This window comes from Paenibacillus sp. FSL P2-0089, from assembly GCF_038595095.1.
Classification (GTDB): domain Bacteria; phylum Bacillota; class Bacilli; order Paenibacillales; family Paenibacillaceae; genus Paenibacillus_AQ; species Paenibacillus_AQ silagei.
The window spans coordinates 722860-742613 of sequence record NZ_CP152006.1 but is presented as its reverse complement, the minus strand read 5'-3'; the positions used below and the strand labels follow the sequence as shown (position 1 = coordinate 742613).

Below are 19754 nucleotides of genomic sequence, written 5' to 3'. Positions count from 1 at the left end.
TTAAGCCTTTTTCATCCCATATCCCTTAGACAACCACTTCTCCAGCAGCACCACTCCCGCATACATGACCATCGACAGCGCAGACAGAACGACAACGCCTACCCAGACCAGATTAATATCGAGAATAGTACCGGCGTAGATGACCATGCGGCCTATACCATGGCTTGAAGCGATGAATTCCCCGACAATGGCACCGGCCAGCGAGAGGGCAATATTAATCCGCAGACTGCTGATCATCCAGGGCATCGCCCAGGGAATGACTACCTTGGTGAACACCTGATGCCGCTTCGCCCCGAGCGAATACATCAGCTTCTCCATGTCCTTGTCCACACTCTGCACGCCGCTATGAGCCGACAAGGCTGCCACAACCACAGTCATGGCAAAAGCTAGCGCCACCTTCGAGAAGAAACCAATGCCCAGCAGAATCACCAGCACCGGGGCAAGCGCCAGCTTCGGCATAGCGTTGAGCAGGATCAGGAACGGTTCACTGATGCCGGCAAATTTGCGGGACCACCAGAAGGACAGGCCGAGCAACGAGCCAATCATCGTTCCGCCGATGAAGCCGAGAATCGTCGAGCTTGAGGTATAAGCGATATCCTCCAGCAGCGTCCCCTCTGTCATCTGAGTCCAGGTTGTGCTCATAATCCGCAGCGGGCTGCTCCAGTAGTACGGGTCCATCCAGCCAATCCGTGTAAACAGCTCCCAGCAGAGCACGATCAGCAGCGCCACAGACAGCCGCCCGATTCCGATGATCCGCCGCATCTGGCGTCTGGCGGCTTCTTCATCAATGATGACGGGCACTTTCTGCATTTTGTCCGGCTTGATTGAATAGACCGGGGCAGCTTCCAGCTTGTGAATGACATAGCCTTTCTTGTGTACACTCTCCATGGTTGTCCTCTCCTTCAACAGTTTATGAGTTCTAAGAGATACGGGTGGCTGGCTCCTGGTCTCCGCTTGACAGCAGATTCAGCAAATGGGCTTTCAGCTCCATGAATGAAGCAGATACCGTATCCTCCTGGTGTCTCGGACGCGGCATATCTACAGAAATCTTGGAGATGATCCGTCCCGGCCGCCCGGAGAAGACATAGATGTCGTCAGACAGATAGATGGCTTCATCAATATCATGGGTGACAAATAACACTGTCTTGCGGAAGTCTTCCCAGAGCTCCAGCAGCCAGTTCTGCATAGTCAGCCGGGTCTGGGCATCCAGTGCGCCAAAGGGCTCGTCCAGCAAAATAATATCGCGCTCATACAGCAGCGTACGGAGCAGCGCTGCCCGCTGGCGCATCCCGCCGGACAGCTCTGCCGGGTAATGGCCGTCGAAGCCCTTCAGTCCATAGCGGTCCATCAGGGGCTTGGCCCGGGCGACCGCTTCCTTGCGCGGCACCCCGCGGATCTCCATGCCCAGAATAATGTTGTCCAGTATCGTCCTCCAGGGCAGCAGCATATCCTTTTGCAGCATATACCCGACATATCCGGTCTTTCCTACGATATCCTCCCCGTCTGCAAGCACACGGCCGGTGGAGGGCGGAATCAGGCCCGCAATAATATTGAACAGCGTGGACTTGCCGCAGCCGCTGGGGCCGATAATACTGACAAATCTGCCTTGTTCTATGGAGAGATTCGTCTCCTGCATGGCCATAATCTCCTGGCCGTCACGGCGGAACCACTTGCTGACACCGGCAATCTCAATTTTGGTTTTCATAGAATCAGCCCCTTAAGAAAGTAATAGAATAATGACCATAAACAAAAAGCCGCCAGTTCTGGACACAGCCCCGCAGGGAAATGTCCGAAAACTGACGGCAGGCCGGCTCTCCGAAAGATCAGAGTTCCAACGTAGCGTTCAGATAATGCTCAAGGTCCTTCTCCAAAATTATGATCGTACCGGAATACTCGGTCTCCACATCATAATCTTTAAGAACGGCCTTAATATTGACTTGAAATTCATCCAGAAATGCCTGCTTGATCTCGGCTTTGAATACTTCATGCAGCACCAGATTCATCTGGCGGCTTGCCGCAGGATCATGGGTATCCAGCACCTTAAGTACGGGCACCCGGCTATTAATGGATAAAATAATAATCTTGTTGCCCACGAAGTCGACCTTCTGCTGCTTAACGCCGGCGTTGAACAGCTTCTTGTTGATTTCGTTGTAAATCCGTAGAATATCCTGTTTCCATTGTCCGGCGGAAGCGATCATTAGCGATCACACCTTTGCTGCAATAGATTATGTTATGAAATGTGACTTGTAAGCAACTTTATCGCCTGTGTGCCCACCGCTTATACATCATTATAGATAAATATAAAGACTTGTCAATAAAAATACGGAAGATAATATCACATAATTAAAAGAAAAATATATATTATGGTAGAATATATAACATTCAAGTCGCCGGGTTCACGCAAATCTCCTCTAGCAGCTCCATGACTGCCGATTCTTCAACCGGAACAGAATAAGAACCGTCGGCAAAACGCTTCATCCTCCCGATACCGTCCTGAAAGACGAAGCGGATGCGGCCATTGCGTACTTTTTTGTCTGTGTACATCTTGTCCACTATCTGCGCCAGCGTGACTTCTTATTCCATTCATTCCTCAAAGTACTTCCACCATTCCACCAGCCAAGGCTCATCTACGCCGCGCAGGCGGAATTCCTCCAGCAACACCCCGCGGACCCGCTTCTCCATTTTCACAAAGCTGTTATCCTCCTGATACATTGGCGCATAGGACAGATCTTCTGATAGGTATTGCCGGAAGTCCTTCATGCAATCAAGCACCCTTATCCCCACTGGAAGGTGCTCTGCTACCTGTACAAGCCATTTATCATACGGATAGGGGTGGCCCTCCACTGTGATAGCACAGCGTAAGGCCTGCTTGAACACCTCCACCGCCTGAAAAAGAATCGGAAAAGCCTCTCCCCGGCGCACGGGATTATCCAGGCTTTTGGCAGCACTCCGAAGGTCTATGTATGTCTTCTTCCGCAGACTCATCAAATGTTCTGAAGGCAGCGGAACCGCTTGCGCAAACAGCGCCTTCAGAGCCAACGGGTCATGATAGAGACAGGCGACCGCTGCATTCCACAACCAATCCAGTTGTCCCTTCTCCAGCGCCTGCTCCAGCTCCGATAATTTGAGCAGGGTGTAGTGTCCTGTTTTGCCGCTGGGCAGATGCACATCTACAAACAAGCTGCTTCTCTCCGGGATCAACTCTGCCCGTTCGAAACGACTCGTAATCGGCTCATAGCATTCATCCCGGCAGACCAGGATCAGATCAATATCCGAGCTGTCGTCCACAATCCCGAGCGCCGTTGATCCATCCAGCAGGATGCTGATATGCCCGCAATCCTCCGCAAGCAGCGGGTGATTCAGAATGTGCGTGCTGATATAGCTGCCAATTTCACGAAGTAATTCATTGTGCCGCTGCCGGTTGTCCGGCTTCAGCAGCAGACTGGATAGACTTGCCGTCCATAGCACACGCTTCCCTCCCCCTCATAGAAATTCCGCTCCCTGCAACCAACCGCACAGATCATATTTCCGGAATATTATAACATAATTTAGGAGGGTTACCGTTTGGATTGTCTCATAATCGTACTTTGGGTTTACCGCAAGCTAACAGGAAGGGAGACCTTGAGAAGAATGAACGATGAAACGATTTATAGCCATGAGGACACGCTGAGGATGCTGGACGCTCTTTTCCGGGACGAGGGGGAATGGTGGGATGGGTTCTATGCGGATAAGGAGAAGGGCATTCCTTTTTTCCGGGATTGTCCCGATGAGAATCTGGTGGAATCTTTCAGCGAAGGGGCGCTCATATGCTGTAGGCGCTGAAACAGTAGTAACTGTATTTTGTACAATGGAATGCTGTAAAAAGGGCATCGAAATAGATTCTATTGTATTCGGTACATTTGAATTTTGAAAAAAGATTACTTTTCGCCCATTACGCAACATTCCACTGTACGAAATACAATAGAATCTCATTTCATGGTCAAATATGAGTTTTCTATTGCAGTAAATACAATCAGCTACTTTCAATTCAAGCGTAGAAGTCGGCGATGGGTGCAGGATCTGCCTGATATCATCGTTCATGCCTCCATTAAGGTACAAGCGATTAGCTTAAGTACAATCTGTACAACTAAAACGTCTGATGTACCATCGAATCGCGTTTTAGTTGCATTTCGTACATCTAAAATACCTTCATACCCCGGTTCTCAACCATTCAGGCAAATTTAGTTGTACAGACTACAGTTAGGAGAGGAATGTTTGCCATTTCACGGTTTTTAATTGCGTAGAATACACTTATCTCAGAATAATGTCTTTCAAACATCGCCTCGCACATTACCGCGTTAATGCAAGAACCCACTTCTATAGTTCACATGAGTTCACACACGAAACTCCGCATCATCCTGCACAACAAACAGGCGGGGTGCCTTGTGACCCATGCGCCCCGCCTGCCACATGCAGCTTAACTACCTCCGCTTACTGTACCCGCTCCGTAAACAGCCGCCCCGCGTAATCGCTGATCAGCCCGCGCAACGCCAGCTTGCCGCTCCAATCGGCCGGAATGCCGCTCAGGCCATAGTAGGCTCCGGCGATCTGGCCGTAGATGGCGCCGGTGGTGTCGGCGTCATTGCCGAGATTCACGGCGAGCAGCGCGCCTTCTGCGAAGCTGTCCGACTTGTGGAATGCCCATAACGCTGCTTCCAGCGACTCCACAACATAGCCCGAGCCTTGGATCTGCGGCGGCTCCTTCAGCTTATAGGAGCCTTGCCGGATGTTCAGCATATGCGGCGTAAGGACATCCTCATCCAGCCATTCGCAGAAAGCATCCGGCGCCAGTAGCTCCTGCTTGCTCCAGCCGTGCAGACCCGCAAGAATGTACGCGGCGAGCAGACGGCAGGCAGCCAGGCATTCGGCTGCTCCATGCGTCGTTCTTGAACTCATTGCTGCATAGCGGATCGCCTCAGCGGGCTGCTCCGCATAGTACATCACCACCGGAGCCAGACGCATAATGGAGCCGTTCCCGGCAGAGAACGGATCCTCTGAACCGCTGTAAGCCTCCCCGCTGGCTTCATACCGGTGCAGCGCTTCACGCGTTGCGTTGCCGATATCGAAGCATCGGCCGGTGCTGCTAAGCGTGCCTTCGCGGTACCACTTCACATAACGCAGCATCTGATCTGCCGGATCGAAGCCCTGCATGGCAAGCAGACTCTCCGCAAGACAGAGCGCCATCGAGGTATCATCCGTCCACTGACCCGGCTGCAGAGCGAATACCCCGCCGCCGACAATATCTGTCATTGGCTTGAAAGTACCGGGTGCTTGGAATTCTACTGTTGTGCCCAGCGCATCCCCGGCGGCCAGCCCCTGCAGGCAGCCCTGATAACGATCATCAGTCAATGTCACTTGGTCTCCCCCTTTCCCGGAAGCTTCCTGCCCGCACTTATTCGCCGGGATACTTCAGTCCCCACTGCGCCCGGACTTCATCCAGCAGCTTCATCAGCGCTACGGATTCATCCAGCGTCATTACCGGGCTCTCGGTAAGCCCGGCCTGAAGACAACGGCCTACCTCTTCCGCCTCGAAGCAGTACCCGACCGAAGCGCGGTTATCTTCGAACCGCTCCGCCAATTCGCCGTTCACGTAGAGCTCGGCCGATTTCGGATTAACCAGGGTGCCATTGACCACGATACGACCTTCCGTTCCATAGATATAGGCTTCATCGTCCAGATTCAGGCGGATGCCGGCATGGAGTGAAGCAGATACGCCATTCCCGTAGGACAGCAGCAGCGAGAAGTGCTCATCCACGCCGGTCTCCCCGATATGAACGGTGCTGGCGATCGACTCTGGATGAGGTCCGAGAACCATCGAGGTGAAGGAGACTGGATAGATGCCGACATCCAGCAACGCACCGCCGCCAAGGACAGGATTCAGCAGACGTCCTTCCGGCTTCCAGTCAGAACGGAACCCAAGGTCCGCCTTCACTAGCTTCACCTCGCCTATGCGCCCGGTGGCCAGCCATTCCCTCACCTTCACATGTGCCGGGATATACCGGCTCCACATCGCTTCCATGAGGAACAGCTTATGCTCCCGGGCATAGGCCACGACTTCCTCCAGTTCAGCACTATTCACGGTAAAAGGCTTCTCGCACAGCACAGCCTTGCCCGCCCGCAAAGCCAGCAGCGCATTCTCCCGGTGGAACGGATGCGGTGTGCCGATATAGATGGCGTCCACATCAGGATCGTTCACCAGCTCTTCGTAGGTGGCGTATGCGACAGGAATGCCGTGATCGGCTGCGAATTTATCCGCGCTCTCCTGCGAGCGCGAGCCGACTGCATAGGCCACCCCATTGCTGGCGTGGGCCAGATCCGTGGCGAACTGATGGGCGATCCAGCCTGTGCTGAGAATGCCCCATTTTATCGTGTAAGCGTTATCTTCTGCCATAGTAATATCCTCCTCGTAATGAAGCTCAGGTCCCTCTGATTCTATCAAAATCTCCCTGGTGTGTACATGTCCGCCGACCGGCAGGACCCTCCAGCTCCAGACAAGTGTGTATTACAGCCCGAACAACACATTCAGGCGTTCCTTCGAATAACCGTCCTCCCCGCGCCAGTTGGCTACAGCGTTGAAATCATTGTCTCCGCCCCGCCCCTGGCGCGGCTCCTCCTGCGGAACCAGAATTCCAGCATATCCCCAGATCTCCATCACCACATCCCGTTCATGCCGGTTCGAGGGGAATATATCCTTCCAATGCTTCTCCAGCTTCCGTGCACCATCCATGCTGCCGCATAGCTTCACGGCTTCGGCCATATCCTGCAAAATACGAAGATCCTGCGGAGCAGCCTCCACCTCCTCTTCCCGGCTGAACAGCTCCAGATCGAGCCAGCAATACAGCAGCTTATTAAGGCGGATGCCGCCCCATTTGACCCGCTCGAAATTGAGCACATTCAGATCCACAGCGTTGTACTGCTGATCAGACATCAGGTGCCTGGCATCACAAGCAGCACAACTGCTATACCTTGGCTGCTCGGCGGGGGGCTGGGCGAATTCATGTGCAGGCAGCTCCGAGGTTAAGGCCCAGCTGGACAAGGCACTCCGCAGATGAACCTTCCGGGTAGACAGGCTGTGCAGAAAAGCCGCCACCACCTTCTCCCGGGTCACACTCCCGCTGTGCAGTACCCGAAGCTTCTCCACCAGCTCATCATGGGTGATCGTGAGGGGATCGAACATGACCCCCTTGCTCTTCGCATAGTCGAACTCTTCACCGGAAAAAGGCCCGTATGTCCCCTTCCAGCCGCTGGCGCTCCAGAACGATTTTTGCAGTATGGTCTTGGCCTTTCGGTCCATATATCTTAGCTCCCTTCCTTACCTGATGGTCCTGTGGAATGATTATGTATCTCTTATATTTAACCTGGAGGCGGGAATTTGCACTAGAGTAAAGGGCTGGTACAACCCAGCCCCTCCTCATCAAACCGTACGTGAGGTTTTCCCTCATACGGCTTTCCGATGTTTGTCATTCATGGGCATGCAGATTACAATAGCGTTTTTAGTCCACACTTATTGGCCATATACTTGACCTCCGGGAATGAGCTCATCCATCTCCTCCGTTGTCTCTTCTTTGCATACCACCGGGTAAATCGCTGCAGAATATACCAATCCAGCTTCGCTAACCTCTTTTGGCTGTAGTTCGTGTAATAGTAATTTCTCCATCCCTGAATCTTTGGGTTGAGCCATTCCACGTGTTCCTCAAACGATTTCCAGCGCATGCCAGGCGGTGCTAATCGGTCTTTGACCACGCCTCGGATGCGTTCCTCTGCCTTCTTCGTTAGCCACTGCTGAGTGGTATAGTACACCTTCCCTTGAGAGGTTTCTGCTTTCGTTTTTCGGTGGTGCATTCCTAAGAAGTCGAAGCCTTCGTCTCCTGTCCACAGACCTACAATGCGGGTTTTGGTCGGATGCAGCGTGAGTTCTAGACGTTCCATAATGGTGCGGATGAGTTCATACGCATGTTCTGCATCCTTTTTGGTTTTACAGACCACAACGAAGTCGTCTGCATACCTCGTCAGTTCTCCCAGCCCACTTCCGTGTTTCTCCCATAACCGGTCAAAGTAGTTCAAATAGATATTCGCCAGCAGTGGCGAGATGACACCACCTTGGGGTGTCCCTAGATCGGAGCGCCGTACTTTTCCTTCTTCCATCACTCCCGCATGAAGCCACTTCCGTATAAGCTTCATAATCCGTCTGTCATTGATACGCATCTGTACCAATTTCATGAGTTTCTCTTGATTGATATGGTCGAAGTAACCTTGGATATCGACGTCGACTACCCAATTTCCTTTGCGGTTGCAGGCTTTCCGGATTCGTTCCAGTGCTCCTTTTGCACCTCGCTTCGGGCGAAATCCGAAGGAGACTTCTTTAAAATCGGCTTCAAAGATGGGTTCAATCACCAGTTTGGTTGCCATCTGTAGGACTCGGTCTCGTACCGTAGGGATGCCTAGTGGTCTTGGCTTCCCGTCTTTCTTCGGGATATAGTGCCGCCGTACGGGCTGCGGATGGTAGCTGCCTTCTTTCAATTCTCGCTCACAGCTTTTGAGAAATCTCGTGACTCCTTGTTTCTCGATTTCAACGAGCGTTACGGCATCCACTCCCGCAGCTCCCTTATTCGCTTTCACCCGTTTCCAGGCTTCGCATAGCACATCCCACCGGTAGACTTTGTCGTACAAGGCGTGGAATTTACGCTTGTTGTTCTCCTTGGCCGCATGACCTAGCTTTTCTTGGAGTTCTTGAACTTTTTCCTTGGGTGTCGTTAGCCGTTTGGCATTCACTCACTCGTACCTCCTCCAAAAGCGTAAACAAAGCAGGGCTCCTTCCCTCCCTAAGGTTATGTTGTCCTTAGGTTCTTCGGTACTATAAGCCCCTCGGACTCCCTTCCCACAGACGGTTCACTTCGTCTTCTGGACTTATAGAGCGTCTCTTTACGGGTTCCTAAAAAAAAATTTCTTCCGTGTGGGGGAGGGTCTCCCCAGTTCACTGCATTATCTTTCAATCCATGCCGTTCCCATTACGCCGGAGGGTTCTTCACTGCTGTTCCAAGTTCTGCACAGTTTCCTTGGCCTTCGTCCATAATAGCGGGACTCGGCTCCCTCTGTTCCCCTTTGCAGGGCCTTTTTGACGACGCGGCAGGATTCACTTGATGTTGCGGCCTGAATTGTTGCTCGCCCGGTCTCTGACCGGTACTTTTGTCGATGCGCTTTTACACACAGATTTCGCCATGTGCAAGCATCCTAGCTACAAAGGTAGCTTGGTCCCTCCTTTGGTTGGACTTTCACCAACTAGATAATGCGTGCCTCTGGGCACGCCCGTCACAAAAAACACCCTACCGGGTGAAAGATGCTTTCATGTCGATGCTCAGCCTCTCCCTCGCCAGTTCTGAGAGTCTTCTCTCACCGACCGCTTGCATGGATAGATTGTTGCACATCTTGCAGGATTTCTCTAAAAAGTCACGGGCTGTGGAGCACGCACCACGCGCCAGCACAATGTAATCGGTTTTTCGATTACATTCCAGCCATACGCCCTGCGACAGCCCAATGTAATCGGTTTTTCGATTACATTTCGGCCATACACCCCGCTCCAGCCCAATGTAATCGGTTTTTCGATTACATTCCAGCCATACGCCCTGCGCCAGCCCAATGTAATCGGTTTTTCGATTACATTCCAGCCATTCGCCCTGCGCCGGCCCAATGTAATCGGTTTTTTGATTACATTCCAGCCATACGCCCTGCGACAGCCCAATGTAATCGGTTTTTCGATTACATTCCAGCCATACGCCCTGCGCCGGCCCAATGTAATCGGTTTTTCGATTACATTCCAGCCACACACCCCGCGCCAGCCCAATGTGTTCGCTTTTCCACATACATCCTCCACAGCCCCCGCCGCCGCAACAGCCCAAGTTACATCAAAAAACCCTCCCCGCCAGCCGCGAATCCACGGTAACGGGGAGGGTCCTCTCTAACTTCTATGTTATTTCTTAAGCACTAGCTCCAGGCGCACCTCAAGGTTGTTCTCGGTACTGAGCACGATGGAATGCGGATTGCTGAGGCCGAAATCCTCGAAGGTTACGGTAGTCGTACCCGACAGCTTAAGCTCTCCGCCGCTATATGCGGCCTGCGAGTCGAACGTCACTTCCTTCTCGATGCCTTTCACAGTCAGCGTACCCTGCAGTTGTACCGGCACCGCCGTCCCCTCTGTCCATTCCTTCGGCAGCTCCGAGAAGGACTTCACCGTGAAGGTGGCTTCCGGGAACTCTGCCACGGACAGGAAGTCTGCTCCCTTGACATGCTCGTCCCGCTGGGCGGTTCCCGAATCAAGCGCGCTCATGTCGACCGACCCTTCGCCGGTCATCGCGGAGGCATCCTCCAGATTCACCTTCCAGGTGCCCTTCACGGAAGGATCTACGAAGTTAACCGTTTCTTTGGATGTGGTTACGGACCAGTAGACCTTGGACGGCTCTGCAATGTTCCAGGTTCCGTTCAACTGCTCCGGCGTTACAGCAGCGGCGGCGGCAGCCGCATTGGCCGTTCCTTCCTTCTGGGCTCCGCTGTCCTGCGCCTGCTCAGGAATCACCGATTCAATCTCCACCTTATTGCCAAGGCTGTTGTTCACTAAGATGAAGGCGGTGATGGCTCCTGCAATAATTACAATGGCTGCGGTTATAGCGACTGTCCTCTTCTTCATACGATCTCCTCCATTCCATATTCTTATCTCTGCTCTATTGGCTTGGCTCCCATTCTACCAAAGCAATATGTCGGGAATAAGTCAAAGCATACTAGCCTGCATATGTGTTAGAATTGTCGTAATTTTAGTTAAGGGACTGAAGCTCATGCAATCGATACTAATCGTAGAGGATGAAGAAGCCATCGCGCGGGTGCTTAGTGCCTATCTGCGAAAAGCAGGCTTTCACGTCACCCGGGCCGCAGACGGCCGGAGTGCCCTGGACGCCTTCGGGGAGGCGCCTCCCTCGCTGGTCCTGCTCGATATCATGCTGCCGGCGATGGACGGCTTCGAGCTGCTGCAGCTCATCCGTGAGCGGAGCAGCTGCCCGGTCATCATGCTCACCGCCCGCGACGGGATCAAGGACCGGCTGGCGGGTCTGGACGGCGGGGCGGATGACTATATGTCGAAGCCCTTCATCCCCGAGGAGGTGGTCGCAAGGGTGCGGGCGGTGCTGCGCCGCCCTTCGCAGTGGTCGGACGGCAGCCGCAAGCGCCACTACGGCAGCCTGTTCATCGACTTCTCGGCCCGCAGCATCTTCCTGAACGGGGCAGAGGTCAGCCTTAGCCCGCGCGACATGTCGGTGCTCTTGTTCCTGGCCGAGCGGCCGAATCAGATCTGCACCCGTGACCAGCTGCTGGAGCATGTATGGGAGATGGATTACGAGGGAAGCGACCGGGCGGTCGATCTCTCAATCAAAAGACTGCGCCAGGCGCTCTCGCACTGGCCGGAGGACGAGGGCGAGATCCGCACACTGAGAGGAACAGGTTATCAATTATGGACAACATAAATAAGAGTAAGAAGAACAGCAGCAGGAAAAAGAAGACTACCTCCATTCTCACTTACTGGACGCTGCGGTATCTGCTGATCATCAGCATCGGGCTGCTGGTGACGGCGCTGTTCACCCTCTGGTGGATGCAGCAGGAGGCGATGAGCAACCGGATGCAGACGACCGGCTTGCTGGCGCAGGAGATCGCTGACCGGAGCGTGGATACAGACGGTCAATTAGCGATTACCGGGGGCCTGAATAGGCTGGTAGAGGACCGCAAACGCTTCTTCAAGGTCACTGAGGAGATGTGCGTAATCATCACCGGACCTGAAGGCGAATTGTTATACTCCCAGCCCCCGATGACAGACGAGGAAATGCGACACAAGCTCAATGATAGCCTGACCGATTCGCGAACCTCTGAATACAAGGCCGCCGCCGCACAGATCCAGGGGGACCAGGGCACGCTGGGGCAGGTGCTGGTTATGCAGTCCAAGCGCTCCCTGCGTCATATTCCGACAGAGGAGATCACCTTCTTCTCGATTATCATCGTCTTCCTGATTATCCTAAGCTGGCTGACGATCTATCTCTTGTCGATCAAGCTGGCCAAGCCGGTTCAGCGGGTGGCCGCCGCCGCCGCGCAGATCAGCAGCGGCCAATATAATATCGCGCTTGAGACCGGGGCCAAAGAACGTGAGATTCACGAGCTGCTCGTCTCCTTCCAGGAGATGGCGGGCAAGCTGCAGCAGTTCGAGCAGTCGCGGGCCATCATGCTGGCCGGCGTGTCCCATGAGCTGAAGACGCCGGTCACCTCAATCAAAGGACTGCTCCATGCGGTACGCGAGGGCGTTGTCGAAGGCGAGGAGGCCAATGAATTCCTCGATATCGCTCTGCTTGAGACCGGGCGGCTGCAGCATATGGTCGCCGATCTGCTGGACTACAATGGGCTGACAGCGGGCATGGTTGCCGTCCGTCATGATAAGCTCGAAGCGGCCCCGCTGCTGGAGGAAATCCTCTATCAATGGATGCTGACCCAGAACGGGGAGGTTAATAAGCCCATCCTGCTGCTGCCGGAGAACCCGCTTGTGCTGCGGGGAGACCCGCTGCGCATCCAGCAGATTATTGTGAATCTGCTGGGCAACAGTCTGCAGGCGAAGACGCCGGACTGCAATCTCCAATTGAAGCTTGAACTTACGGCTACGCCGCAGGGGCAGGCCGAAATCTCCGTTACAGATAACGGGCCGGGCATCCACCCGGACAGCCGGGAACGGATCTTCGAAGCCTTCTACCGCAGCTCGGGCAAGCAGAGCCTGCTTCGCGGACTCGGGCTGGGCCTGACCTTCAGCAGACTGCTAGCCGAAGCCATGGGCGGCAGCCTGGAGCTGGGCAGCAATCCGCCGCAGGGCTGCACCTTCGTGCTGCGGCTCCCGCTGGCAGAGTAATGAACCGGGGAAGCGCGTTATAGTCCAGCACCCCGCTGCGTGGTATAATCAACTGACTACAAGTGGAAACGGTATTGCCGTCCTTTTAAAGGACGGTACCGTTTCAGCGAGAAATAGAAAGATAATGTATAGCGTGAAACCTATACATTTTTATATTTCAAGTGAACCGGAGGCTGTATATGCTTACTTTTGAACAGAAAATAGCTATTCTTGATTCCTATCCCCAGCTGGAGGCGCGGAAGGTCTCACTGGGACGGGTGAATTATCACCTGGAGCAGAGCCGTCACGACAAGAAGACCGTGGCTTCGCATATTCACCCGAACGGGAACGGCTTCGTCTATGCCGGGCTGCTGCGGGGCTATGAGACGGATGATAAGGGACTGGTCAATATCCGCGATTATTCGGAGGCTGCGCTGCGCGAGCTGCTGGATGCGTCTATCACTTCTCTCTTGATGTACATTCCCGAGGCCCCTGCCCCTTCCAAAAGAAAGAAAAAAGTGCAGACGGGCGGAGCTGAAGCGCAGTCGCTGTGGACGAATGAGGACGGGCATACGCTGAGCCTGAGATTCGAGGAGGATCTGTGGTATCTCTATGCCGGACTACAGCTTGAGATGGCCTTCGAGACGGTCGCTGAAGCGGAGGAATATCTCGCTGAAGAGGGGTTTGCCCGGGTGGCAGACGAATTACAGGAATAGAATGGGTCCCGGCCCGTAAATCGACGTTTATCGACGATTTACGGGCTTTTTCGCATGAATTTCTGCATATTCCGGCAAATTTATAGAATTTCCCGTTGAGTCCCCTTATACTAAAGCCAGTGGCATTTTCCATATATTTCACAAGGAGGAATCACAATGAACAACCCGGAAGGCGGAACACCCTTCACGAATCCTGAGGGACCTAACAACCAACCTGGGCAACCGCAGCCCCAGCGTAAGGTATCCGAGCAGTTCAATAATCTGCTCAAGGATGAACGTGTACAGCAGGCACAGGCAGTAGGCAAGCAGTATTGGAGCTTTTACCTGAGAGCCCTTACCCGCCCGTACAGTACAATGAGGGAAATTCCTGTGGCCCATTTCATGAACAGCCTGATCACCATGGGCCTTACGGCGTTGTTAACGGCCTTATATTTCCTCACCCTGTTCATCAAATGGGATGTCTCGGCCATCTTCGGCCCCGGCTTCCTGAAGCCGCTGTTATTGACGGCGGTTGGCCTGGCCGTTGCTTGCGGAGCCACTTATGCCGTTCTCCGGCTGGAGAAGGTCAGCTTCGATTTTAAATTGCTGATTACCCGGGTGGGAACGCTGCTCGTTCCGGCCGCGGCGCTGCTGGTGCTGGCGATTCTCACACTACTTGTCAGCCTGTACTCCTTCTCGACCACACTGGTGGCGTTGTCCTTCCTGTTCGTCTTCATCAGCATGAATACGGCTTTGTTCCAATATCCGCTGAACACTGGCGGCAGCCGGGGCATTGACACCTTATACCCGATTGCCATCGCCAACATTGTGACCGGATATATTTTCTACAAGCTGATCACCTCCGTCATTGCCGGTGCAGCCTTTGGTATGCTGAGCAACTCGTTTAATTTATAAAACCACCCTCCAAAACAATTCACGCCAAAAACGGCGCTGCCGTCCTAATCAGGACAGCAGCGCCGTTTCCATGTGTTGCACTTCTATTCAGCCCGGTAAGTCTGTTACGGAGTTGTAGGAGCTGCCGGGGTTGTTGGCATTTCAACTTCCTTCGCGTCCAGTGCTTCCTGCGGAACCTTGATCTCGTCGACCTTGTTGTGATCGCTGATAGTCGCCTTCATATCCATATCAATCGATATCGTCTGGTCATTGCTGGTCATATCCATGACCATGGTTACATCTGTACGGGTTGGGAAATAGGTCTTCTTATCCACCGCATAGGCGATATTCATGCTCTTGATATTCATCTGCTCCATCATGGCAGCCATCTGAGGATCGGCACTGCCGCCCTGGTTCATATAAGACTTCGCCAGCTCCTTGACGTCATCGCCGGATACCTCGGCAGACAACAGATAACTATCGCCTTCCTCGGTGATTTTGGTCTTCTCGGTAAGCGCCTTGAATTGCTCCAATTGCTTCTCAGGGTTCGCGGACTGCTGCATAGCAGTTAGGACCTGTTCACCCATCGTAGCAGGCATCTTCATCCATTGCCCGTTCACCTGGGAATAGAAGCCGTCCTTAGTCACATACTGCTCAATCTTCTGGTCGCCCTGGGCCGTCTTCATCTGCACCTCCTGATGCATCATCAGCGGCTCCTTAATGAACTCGGATTTCGTGGTCATATCGGTATCTTGCGCATTATCCCCTTGTGCCGTCTTCACGTTGATCTTCTGCTTCACCTGCGATTCCATCGCGAAGCTCTTCAGATCACCCGATGCAGCAACCGACTTCTGAATCAATTCATCCACTGTTGGAACGCCGTCTGATGTCTGTTCAGCAGGCGCTGCCGATGCGGAGGCTTCCGGAGCCGCGTTTCCTGAAGGTGCAGCTGTTGCAGCGCCCTCTGATGGTTTGAGCTCCTCATTATTGCCGCAGCCAGCCAAGGCCACAGATAACATAACACCCATAAATAACGTAGTCCATTTCTTCAAGTTCGATTCCTCCTAGTGATGTTAGCAAGTAGTATTGTTAAATCTTGTGATGTATTTAACCACAGGAGCCCCCCTTTTAATCAGCCGTTTAAAAGTTACATCCAAAGTCATGGTCGTCCCGCCCGCAAAAGAACACTATGAAGACAGGCCAAACTGTGCTTATATGAGGAAGAATACTACTAAATCCAAAAGGGAAAGAAGCGTGGACCCGCATGAGTTTTGAAATCGTAGAGGCTACCCTGTCTGACATTCAAGCCGCTCTGGATTCCGGGGAGATCACTTCCAGACAATTAGTCCTGATGTACCTTGAGCGCATAGCGGATCATGACAAAAACGGTCTGACGGTGAATTCTGTACTGGAGATTAACCCGGATGCGCTGTTCATCGCTGAATCCCTGGACGTAGAGCGCCAGCTCCAGGGTCCGCGCGGACCGCTGCACGGCATACCGGTGCTATTGAAGGATAACATTAATACCGGAGATAACATGCATACCAGCGCGGGCTCGCTCGCGTTGGCGGACTCTTTTGCCGGAGAGGATGCCTTCATCGTCAGCAGGCTGCGCGAGGCGGGAGCTATCATTATGGGCAAGGCTAATATGACGGAATTCGCCAACTTCATGACGAATGGCATGCCCTCCGGCTTCAGCTCCCGGGGCGGGCAGGTGCTTAACCCCTATAACATCTCCACGCCGACAGGCGGCTCCAGCGCCGGGTCTGCTGTAGCGGTGGCCTGTAATTTCTGCACCGTCTCCGTTGGAACAGAGACCTCCGGCTCCATCCTCAATCCCGGCAATCTTGGCTCTATTATCGGTATTAAACCCACGGTGGGGCTGATCAGCCGCTCCGGTATTCTGCCGCTCTCCAGCACGCAGGATACCGCCGGGCCTATGGCACGAACGGTCCGGGATGCCGTCCTTCTCTTGAACGCTCTGCTCGGTCAGGATGCCGGAGATGCGGCAATGGGTACGAACAGAGGTAAGGTTCACGAGGATTATACGGTTTTCCTGGATGCAGACGGTCTGCGGGGAGCAAGAATCGGAATTCCGCGCGATTATTACTTCGAGGAGCTGACGGAGGAGCAGCTTGCGCTGTTCAATGCCTCTGTGGAGAGAATGCGGGAGCTCGGGGCGACCATTATCGATCCGGCCGAGATTACCACGGCGCGGGAGATCAGCTATTCATCCGTGGTGCTGAATGAATTCAAAACCTCGCTGAACGCCTACCTGGCCCGCCTGGGCCCGGGGGCACCGATGCGTACCTTGAAGGATATTATTGATTTCAATCATGCCCATCCGGTCCAGACGCTGAAGTTCGGGCAAGCGACCCTGCTCGATGCCGAATTAACAACCTCCGGCACCTTCACTGAGCCGCAATATCTGCGTGACCGCATGACGGATCTCAGACTCTGCAAGGAGCTCGGGATTGACGCTACTATGCGCGAACATCAGCTTGATGCCCTGCTGTTCCCGGCCGACTTCGGCGCACGGATTACCTCAAGAGCCGGATATCCGTCGATCGTTGTGCCGTCAGGCTATACCTCAGCCGGCGCGCCCTTCGGCGTAACCTTCTCCGCCCGGGCCTATGAAGAACCGGTGCTTATCAGACTGGCTTACGCCTATGAGCAGAACTATAAGGTGCGCAAGCCGCCTTCACTCCGCAGCTTCATCTGATCCCGCTTGATGCCAACATGGGACAGGCTCCAGGTGCGCAGCTCGCAGCTGCGCACCCCCTTCTCAATCATAGTCATGCCGGTTCTCTTCATCGGCAATGCTCTGAATCTCCTCTGCATGCATCAGATGCAGCTCATAATCACCTTCGGCATGCAGCTTCACGACCCGCTCTTTGGTGAACTTCGCACTGCTCTCCGCTGCATCCTCGTCGTAGAACAACAGAATCCCGTCGCTTTTACGCAGCAGCAGATCATCCCTGGCCTTGAACTGCCAGCTCCCGTCATAGGGGGCATTGCTTACGGCTCCGTAGTAGTCGGCACCGGCTACAATGCGGCGGTATTCATTCTGCTTCTCTTCCTTCCACTTCTCCTCCGGTGAGGCATGGGCCGTAATAATGCCCAGCTTCAGCCCGGGGTATTGCTGCTTCAGCTCCAGCACCACCTCGCAGGCCCACAGATCAACGCCATATTGCCCGGGAGTAATGACCCATTCCAGTCCCTCCTCCACCAGCGGAATGATCCGGTTCGCGAGTGCTTTTTTGATATAGGGAATGCCCTGATGCTTGCTGTCATAAATGCCGAGCTCATGGGCCCGGTAGCCTGTGACCAGTAAGGTTCTCATGCGCTGCCTCTTTCCTGATTAATTCATTCCTGCTGTCCTGAACAATCTGTTCTAGTATGCATTATATACCATTTAGGCCGGCTCGAACTTTTTTCGGGAATTAGGAGTAAATTCAGATAAACTTTGGAAAACTTGATGAGAAGAAAAACGTCTGCTTCTGTCCTGACATTTAAATTTCTGCGGCTGGGGATGATCACACTGTTCGCTTCCATTGTATCGTATATACCCGGCTGGGCAGTCTTTGGTCAGGCGGGCGTTGCTATGCTCGTTCCACTGCTTCTCACGTTACTGTATAGATCGCTCTATAGGCTGGTAGGCAGCGGACGGGGCCAGATAGGGTACGGCTCCAGAACCGTTCACCAGACCCAGCCGCCTGCACCTGCCCCCTCCAGCATGGCGGGTACAGCTCCCTTCAGCGGCAGCTACAGCACGGATCTGCTCGCTGTGCAAGCCGCCATTGGAGACAACAGCGATCTGCATTTCAGGGAATTCACATTAGCGAATACAGGTGCACGGGCCGTGCTTATCCATATCGACGGCATGCAGAATGACCGGCTGCTGAATATGCGAATTATGCAGTTCCTGATGTACGACTTGCCTGAAGGACCGCTGTCTTCCGCAGGACTTGCCCGTCAGCTGCTTCCCTTCAGCGAGCTTAAGGAAGAGAACGCTATCGAAGCGTTTAATAAATACATCCTCTTCGGACACGGAGGCCTGCTGATCGAAGGTCTGCCCTGCGGACTTCTCATCGAGATGCCTGGTGCCGCTAACCGAGCCATCGCGGAGCCGGTCTCTGAAGCCCTGCTCCGCGGTCCCCGGCTGGGCTTCTCCGAGGTGCTGAGCGAGAATACCTCGATGCTGCGCCGCCAGGGCCTGAGCGACCAGCTTGAGATGAAGTCTTACCGGGCAGGCAGCACGATTGAGCGGGATATTGTGATCGCCTACATGAAGGATATCGTCAATCCCGACCTGCTGGAGGAGATCAAGAACCGGATCGCCAAGCTCGATATGGATTTCCTGGCCGAATCCGGTTATATCGAGCAGCTCATTGAGGATAATTATCTCAGTCCGTTCCAGCAGCTACAGAATACAGAACGGCCGGACAGAGTGATCAGTGCCCTGCTGGAAGGACGGGTTGCCATCCTGCTGGACGGCACACCCTTTGTACTAATCGCACCGGTAACCTTCAGCATGCTGCTGCAGTCGCCGGAAGACTATTATGATCGCTGGCTGCCGGGAACACTTCTGCGGCTGCTGCGTTTTGGCGCTTCCTTCTTTGCCCTGATGGCTCCGGCCCTGTACATCTCATTCATCTCCTTTCATCCGGGGCTGATTCCTACAGAGCTGGCGATTACGATCATCAAGACCCGGCAGGGTGTACCCTTTCCCTCGCTGATTGAGGTGCTGATTCTGGAGGTCGCCATCGAGATTCTGCGGGAAGCCGGCATCCGGCTGCCGAAGCCGATTGGTCCGGCGATGGGCATCGTCGGCGGTCTGATTATTGGCGATGCAGCGGTTCAGGCGGGGATTGTCAGTCCGTTCCTGGTCATTACGGTGGCCGTAACCGCCATCTCCTCCTTCTCCATCCCGATGTACAGCGCCGGGATCACCCTGCGGATGCTGCGCTTCGCCGGTATGCTGTTCGCCTCGGTGCTGGGAATGTACGGGACCATTCTGTTCTTCCTGCTGATCTGCTGCCATCTGACCAAGCTCAAGAGCTTCGGAGTGCCTTATCTGACCCCGCTCTCCCCTTTCCGGCTCAGTGACTGGAAGGATCTGTTCCTGCGGGCTCCAATGGCTCTGATGAAGCGCAGACCGAAAATGATGAAACCCCAACAGAGTAAACGAAGATCATGACCGCGCCTGGTATAAGGAGGAA

Annotated in this window: 20 protein-coding genes; 7 read left to right on the top strand and 13 right to left on the bottom strand. The window is 53.9% G+C overall.

Annotated elements, in window-relative coordinates:
• From NST69_RS03025 to NST69_RS03005, 5 genes are all read right to left on the bottom strand, one after another.
• Positions 1-888: an ABC transporter permease gene (locus NST69_RS03025; protein WP_342548446.1), complete on the bottom strand. Its 888-nt coding sequence runs from the start codon at positions 886-888 to the stop codon at positions 1-3.
• A 31-nt stretch (positions 889-919) separates the two neighbouring features.
• Entirely contained in the window at positions 920-1705 is a 786-nt protein-coding gene (locus NST69_RS03020; RefSeq protein ID WP_036731326.1) for an ABC transporter ATP-binding protein, read from the bottom strand.
• Between the two features lie 118 nt (positions 1706-1823).
• On the bottom strand, positions 1824-2198 hold the full coding sequence (locus NST69_RS03015; RefSeq protein WP_200869600.1) for a Na-translocating system protein MpsC family protein: 375 nt from the start codon (positions 2196-2198) through the stop codon (positions 1824-1826).
• 184 nt (positions 2199-2382) lie between these two features.
• Positions 2383-2553, bottom strand: a complete 171-nt coding sequence (locus tag NST69_RS03010) for a hypothetical protein (RefSeq protein WP_342548445.1) — start codon at positions 2551-2553, stop codon at positions 2383-2385.
• Positions 2554-2583: 30 nt separating this feature from the next.
• Positions 2584-3468, bottom strand: coding sequence for a hypothetical protein (locus NST69_RS03005; protein ID WP_342548444.1), 885 nt, complete (start codon positions 3466-3468; stop codon positions 2584-2586).
• A gap of 162 nt (positions 3469-3630) precedes the next feature.
• Here NST69_RS03005 and NST69_RS03000 point away from each other — a divergent pair, with 162 nt between their 5' ends.
• Positions 3631-3822 carry a hypothetical protein gene (locus NST69_RS03000; protein WP_342548443.1) on the top strand — a complete coding sequence of 64 codons (192 nt, stop codon included), beginning with the start codon at positions 3631-3633 and terminating at the stop codon, positions 3820-3822.
• A gap of 648 nt (positions 3823-4470) precedes the next feature.
• Here NST69_RS03000 and NST69_RS02995 read toward each other — a convergent pair.
• From NST69_RS02995 to NST69_RS02970, 6 genes are all read right to left on the bottom strand, one after another.
• Positions 4471-5394 carry an ADP-ribosylglycohydrolase family protein gene (locus NST69_RS02995; RefSeq protein WP_342548442.1) on the bottom strand — a complete coding sequence of 308 codons (924 nt, stop codon included), beginning with the start codon at positions 5392-5394 and terminating at the stop codon, positions 4471-4473.
• Positions 5395-5431: 37 nt separating this feature from the next.
• Positions 5432-6430, bottom strand: coding sequence for a Gfo/Idh/MocA family oxidoreductase (locus NST69_RS02990; RefSeq protein WP_342548441.1), 999 nt, complete (start codon positions 6428-6430; stop codon positions 5432-5434).
• 111 nt (positions 6431-6541) lie between these two features.
• A complete protein-coding gene (locus tag NST69_RS02985) occupies positions 6542-7333 on the bottom strand; it encodes a hypothetical protein (protein WP_342548440.1) in 792 nt (263 codons plus the stop codon).
• 185 nt (positions 7334-7518) lie between these two features.
• A complete protein-coding gene (gene ltrA / locus NST69_RS02980) occupies positions 7519-8811 on the bottom strand; it encodes a group II intron reverse transcriptase/maturase (protein WP_342548439.1) in 1293 nt (430 codons plus the stop codon).
• A 551-nt stretch (positions 8812-9362) separates the two neighbouring features.
• Entirely contained in the window at positions 9363-9899 is a 537-nt protein-coding gene (locus NST69_RS02975) for a hypothetical protein (RefSeq protein ID WP_342548438.1), read from the bottom strand.
• Positions 9900-10006: 107 nt separating this feature from the next.
• A complete protein-coding gene (locus NST69_RS02970; protein ID WP_340943980.1) occupies positions 10007-10720 on the bottom strand; it encodes a YceI family protein in 714 nt (237 codons plus the stop codon).
• 145 nt (positions 10721-10865) lie between these two features.
• Here NST69_RS02970 and NST69_RS02965 point away from each other — a divergent pair, with 145 nt between their 5' ends.
• The 4 genes from NST69_RS02965 (at position 10866) to NST69_RS02950 (ending at position 14553) form a co-directional block, all read left to right on the top strand.
• Positions 10866-11546 (top strand): response regulator transcription factor, encoded by a 681-nt coding sequence (locus tag NST69_RS02965; RefSeq protein WP_340943982.1) that lies wholly within the window; start codon positions 10866-10868, stop codon positions 11544-11546.
• Positions 11534-12964 carry a HAMP domain-containing sensor histidine kinase gene (locus tag NST69_RS02960; protein WP_340978610.1) on the top strand — a complete coding sequence of 477 codons (1431 nt, stop codon included), beginning with the start codon at positions 11534-11536 and terminating at the stop codon, positions 12962-12964. Before NST69_RS02965 ends, NST69_RS02960 begins: the two co-directional genes overlap by 13 nt.
• A gap of 179 nt (positions 12965-13143) precedes the next feature.
• Positions 13144-13659, top strand: a complete 516-nt coding sequence (locus NST69_RS02955; protein WP_342548437.1) for a hypothetical protein — start codon at positions 13144-13146, stop codon at positions 13657-13659.
• A gap of 156 nt (positions 13660-13815) precedes the next feature.
• Positions 13816-14553: a hypothetical protein gene (locus NST69_RS02950; RefSeq protein ID WP_342548436.1), complete on the top strand. Its 738-nt coding sequence runs from the start codon at positions 13816-13818 to the stop codon at positions 14551-14553.
• Between the two features lie 104 nt (positions 14554-14657).
• Here the strand turns inward: NST69_RS02950 and NST69_RS02945 are convergent, their stop codons facing one another.
• On the bottom strand, positions 14658-15584 hold the full coding sequence (locus NST69_RS02945; protein WP_342548435.1) for a DUF6612 family protein: 927 nt from the start codon (positions 15582-15584) through the stop codon (positions 14658-14660).
• A gap of 212 nt (positions 15585-15796) precedes the next feature.
• Between NST69_RS02945 and NST69_RS02940 the strand changes: the two genes are divergently transcribed.
• Positions 15797-17254 carry an amidase family protein gene (locus NST69_RS02940; protein ID WP_340943995.1) on the top strand — a complete coding sequence of 486 codons (1458 nt, stop codon included), beginning with the start codon at positions 15797-15799 and terminating at the stop codon, positions 17252-17254.
• A 63-nt stretch (positions 17255-17317) separates the two neighbouring features.
• Here the strand turns inward: NST69_RS02940 and NST69_RS02935 are convergent, their stop codons facing one another.
• Positions 17318-17875 (bottom strand): DUF1273 domain-containing protein, encoded by a 558-nt coding sequence (locus NST69_RS02935; protein ID WP_340991163.1) that lies wholly within the window; start codon positions 17873-17875, stop codon positions 17318-17320.
• A 198-nt stretch (positions 17876-18073) separates the two neighbouring features.
• On the opposite strand from NST69_RS02935, the gene NST69_RS02930 reads away from it, so the two are divergent.
• Positions 18074-19732: a spore germination protein gene (locus NST69_RS02930; RefSeq protein ID WP_340995482.1), complete on the top strand. Its 1659-nt coding sequence runs from the start codon at positions 18074-18076 to the stop codon at positions 19730-19732.
• Positions 19733-19754 lie beyond the last annotated feature (22 nt).

Bases quoted from the DNA above. Each gene is read 5' to 3' on its own strand.
- NST69_RS02940 (WP_340943995.1), top strand. From the start codon at position 15,797: ATGAGTTTTGAAATCGTAGAGGCTACCCTGTCTGACATTCAAGCCGCT.
- NST69_RS02935 (WP_340991163.1), bottom strand. From the start codon at position 17,875: ATGAGAACCTTACTGGTCACAGGCTACCGGGCCCATGAGCTCGGCATT.
- NST69_RS02990 (WP_342548441.1), bottom strand. From the start codon at position 6,430: ATGGCAGAAGATAACGCTTACACGATAAAATGGGGCATTCTCAGCACA.
- NST69_RS02970 (WP_340943980.1), bottom strand. From the start codon at position 10,720: ATGAAGAAGAGGACAGTCGCTATAACCGCAGCCATTGTAATTATTGCA.
- NST69_RS03020 (WP_036731326.1), bottom strand. From the start codon at position 1,705: ATGAAAACCAAAATTGAGATTGCCGGTGTCAGCAAGTGGTTCCGCCGT.
- NST69_RS02955 (WP_342548437.1), top strand. From the start codon at position 13,144: ATGCTTACTTTTGAACAGAAAATAGCTATTCTTGATTCCTATCCCCAG.
- NST69_RS02975 (WP_342548438.1), bottom strand. From the start codon at position 9,899: ATGTGGAAAAGCGAACACATTGGGCTGGCGCGGGGTGTGTGGCTGGAA.
- NST69_RS02950 (WP_342548436.1), top strand. From the start codon at position 13,816: ATGAACAACCCGGAAGGCGGAACACCCTTCACGAATCCTGAGGGACCT.
- NST69_RS03025 (WP_342548446.1), bottom strand. From the start codon at position 888: ATGGAGAGTGTACACAAGAAAGGCTATGTCATTCACAAGCTGGAAGCT.
- NST69_RS02965 (WP_340943982.1), top strand. From the start codon at position 10,866: ATGCAATCGATACTAATCGTAGAGGATGAAGAAGCCATCGCGCGGGTG.
- NST69_RS02985 (WP_342548440.1), bottom strand. From the start codon at position 7,333: ATGGACCGAAAGGCCAAGACCATACTGCAAAAATCGTTCTGGAGCGCC.
- NST69_RS03000 (WP_342548443.1), top strand. From the start codon at position 3,631: ATGAACGATGAAACGATTTATAGCCATGAGGACACGCTGAGGATGCTG.
- NST69_RS03015 (WP_200869600.1), bottom strand. From the start codon at position 2,198: ATGATCGCTTCCGCCGGACAATGGAAACAGGATATTCTACGGATTTAC.
- NST69_RS02960 (WP_340978610.1), top strand. From the start codon at position 11,534: ATGGACAACATAAATAAGAGTAAGAAGAACAGCAGCAGGAAAAAGAAG.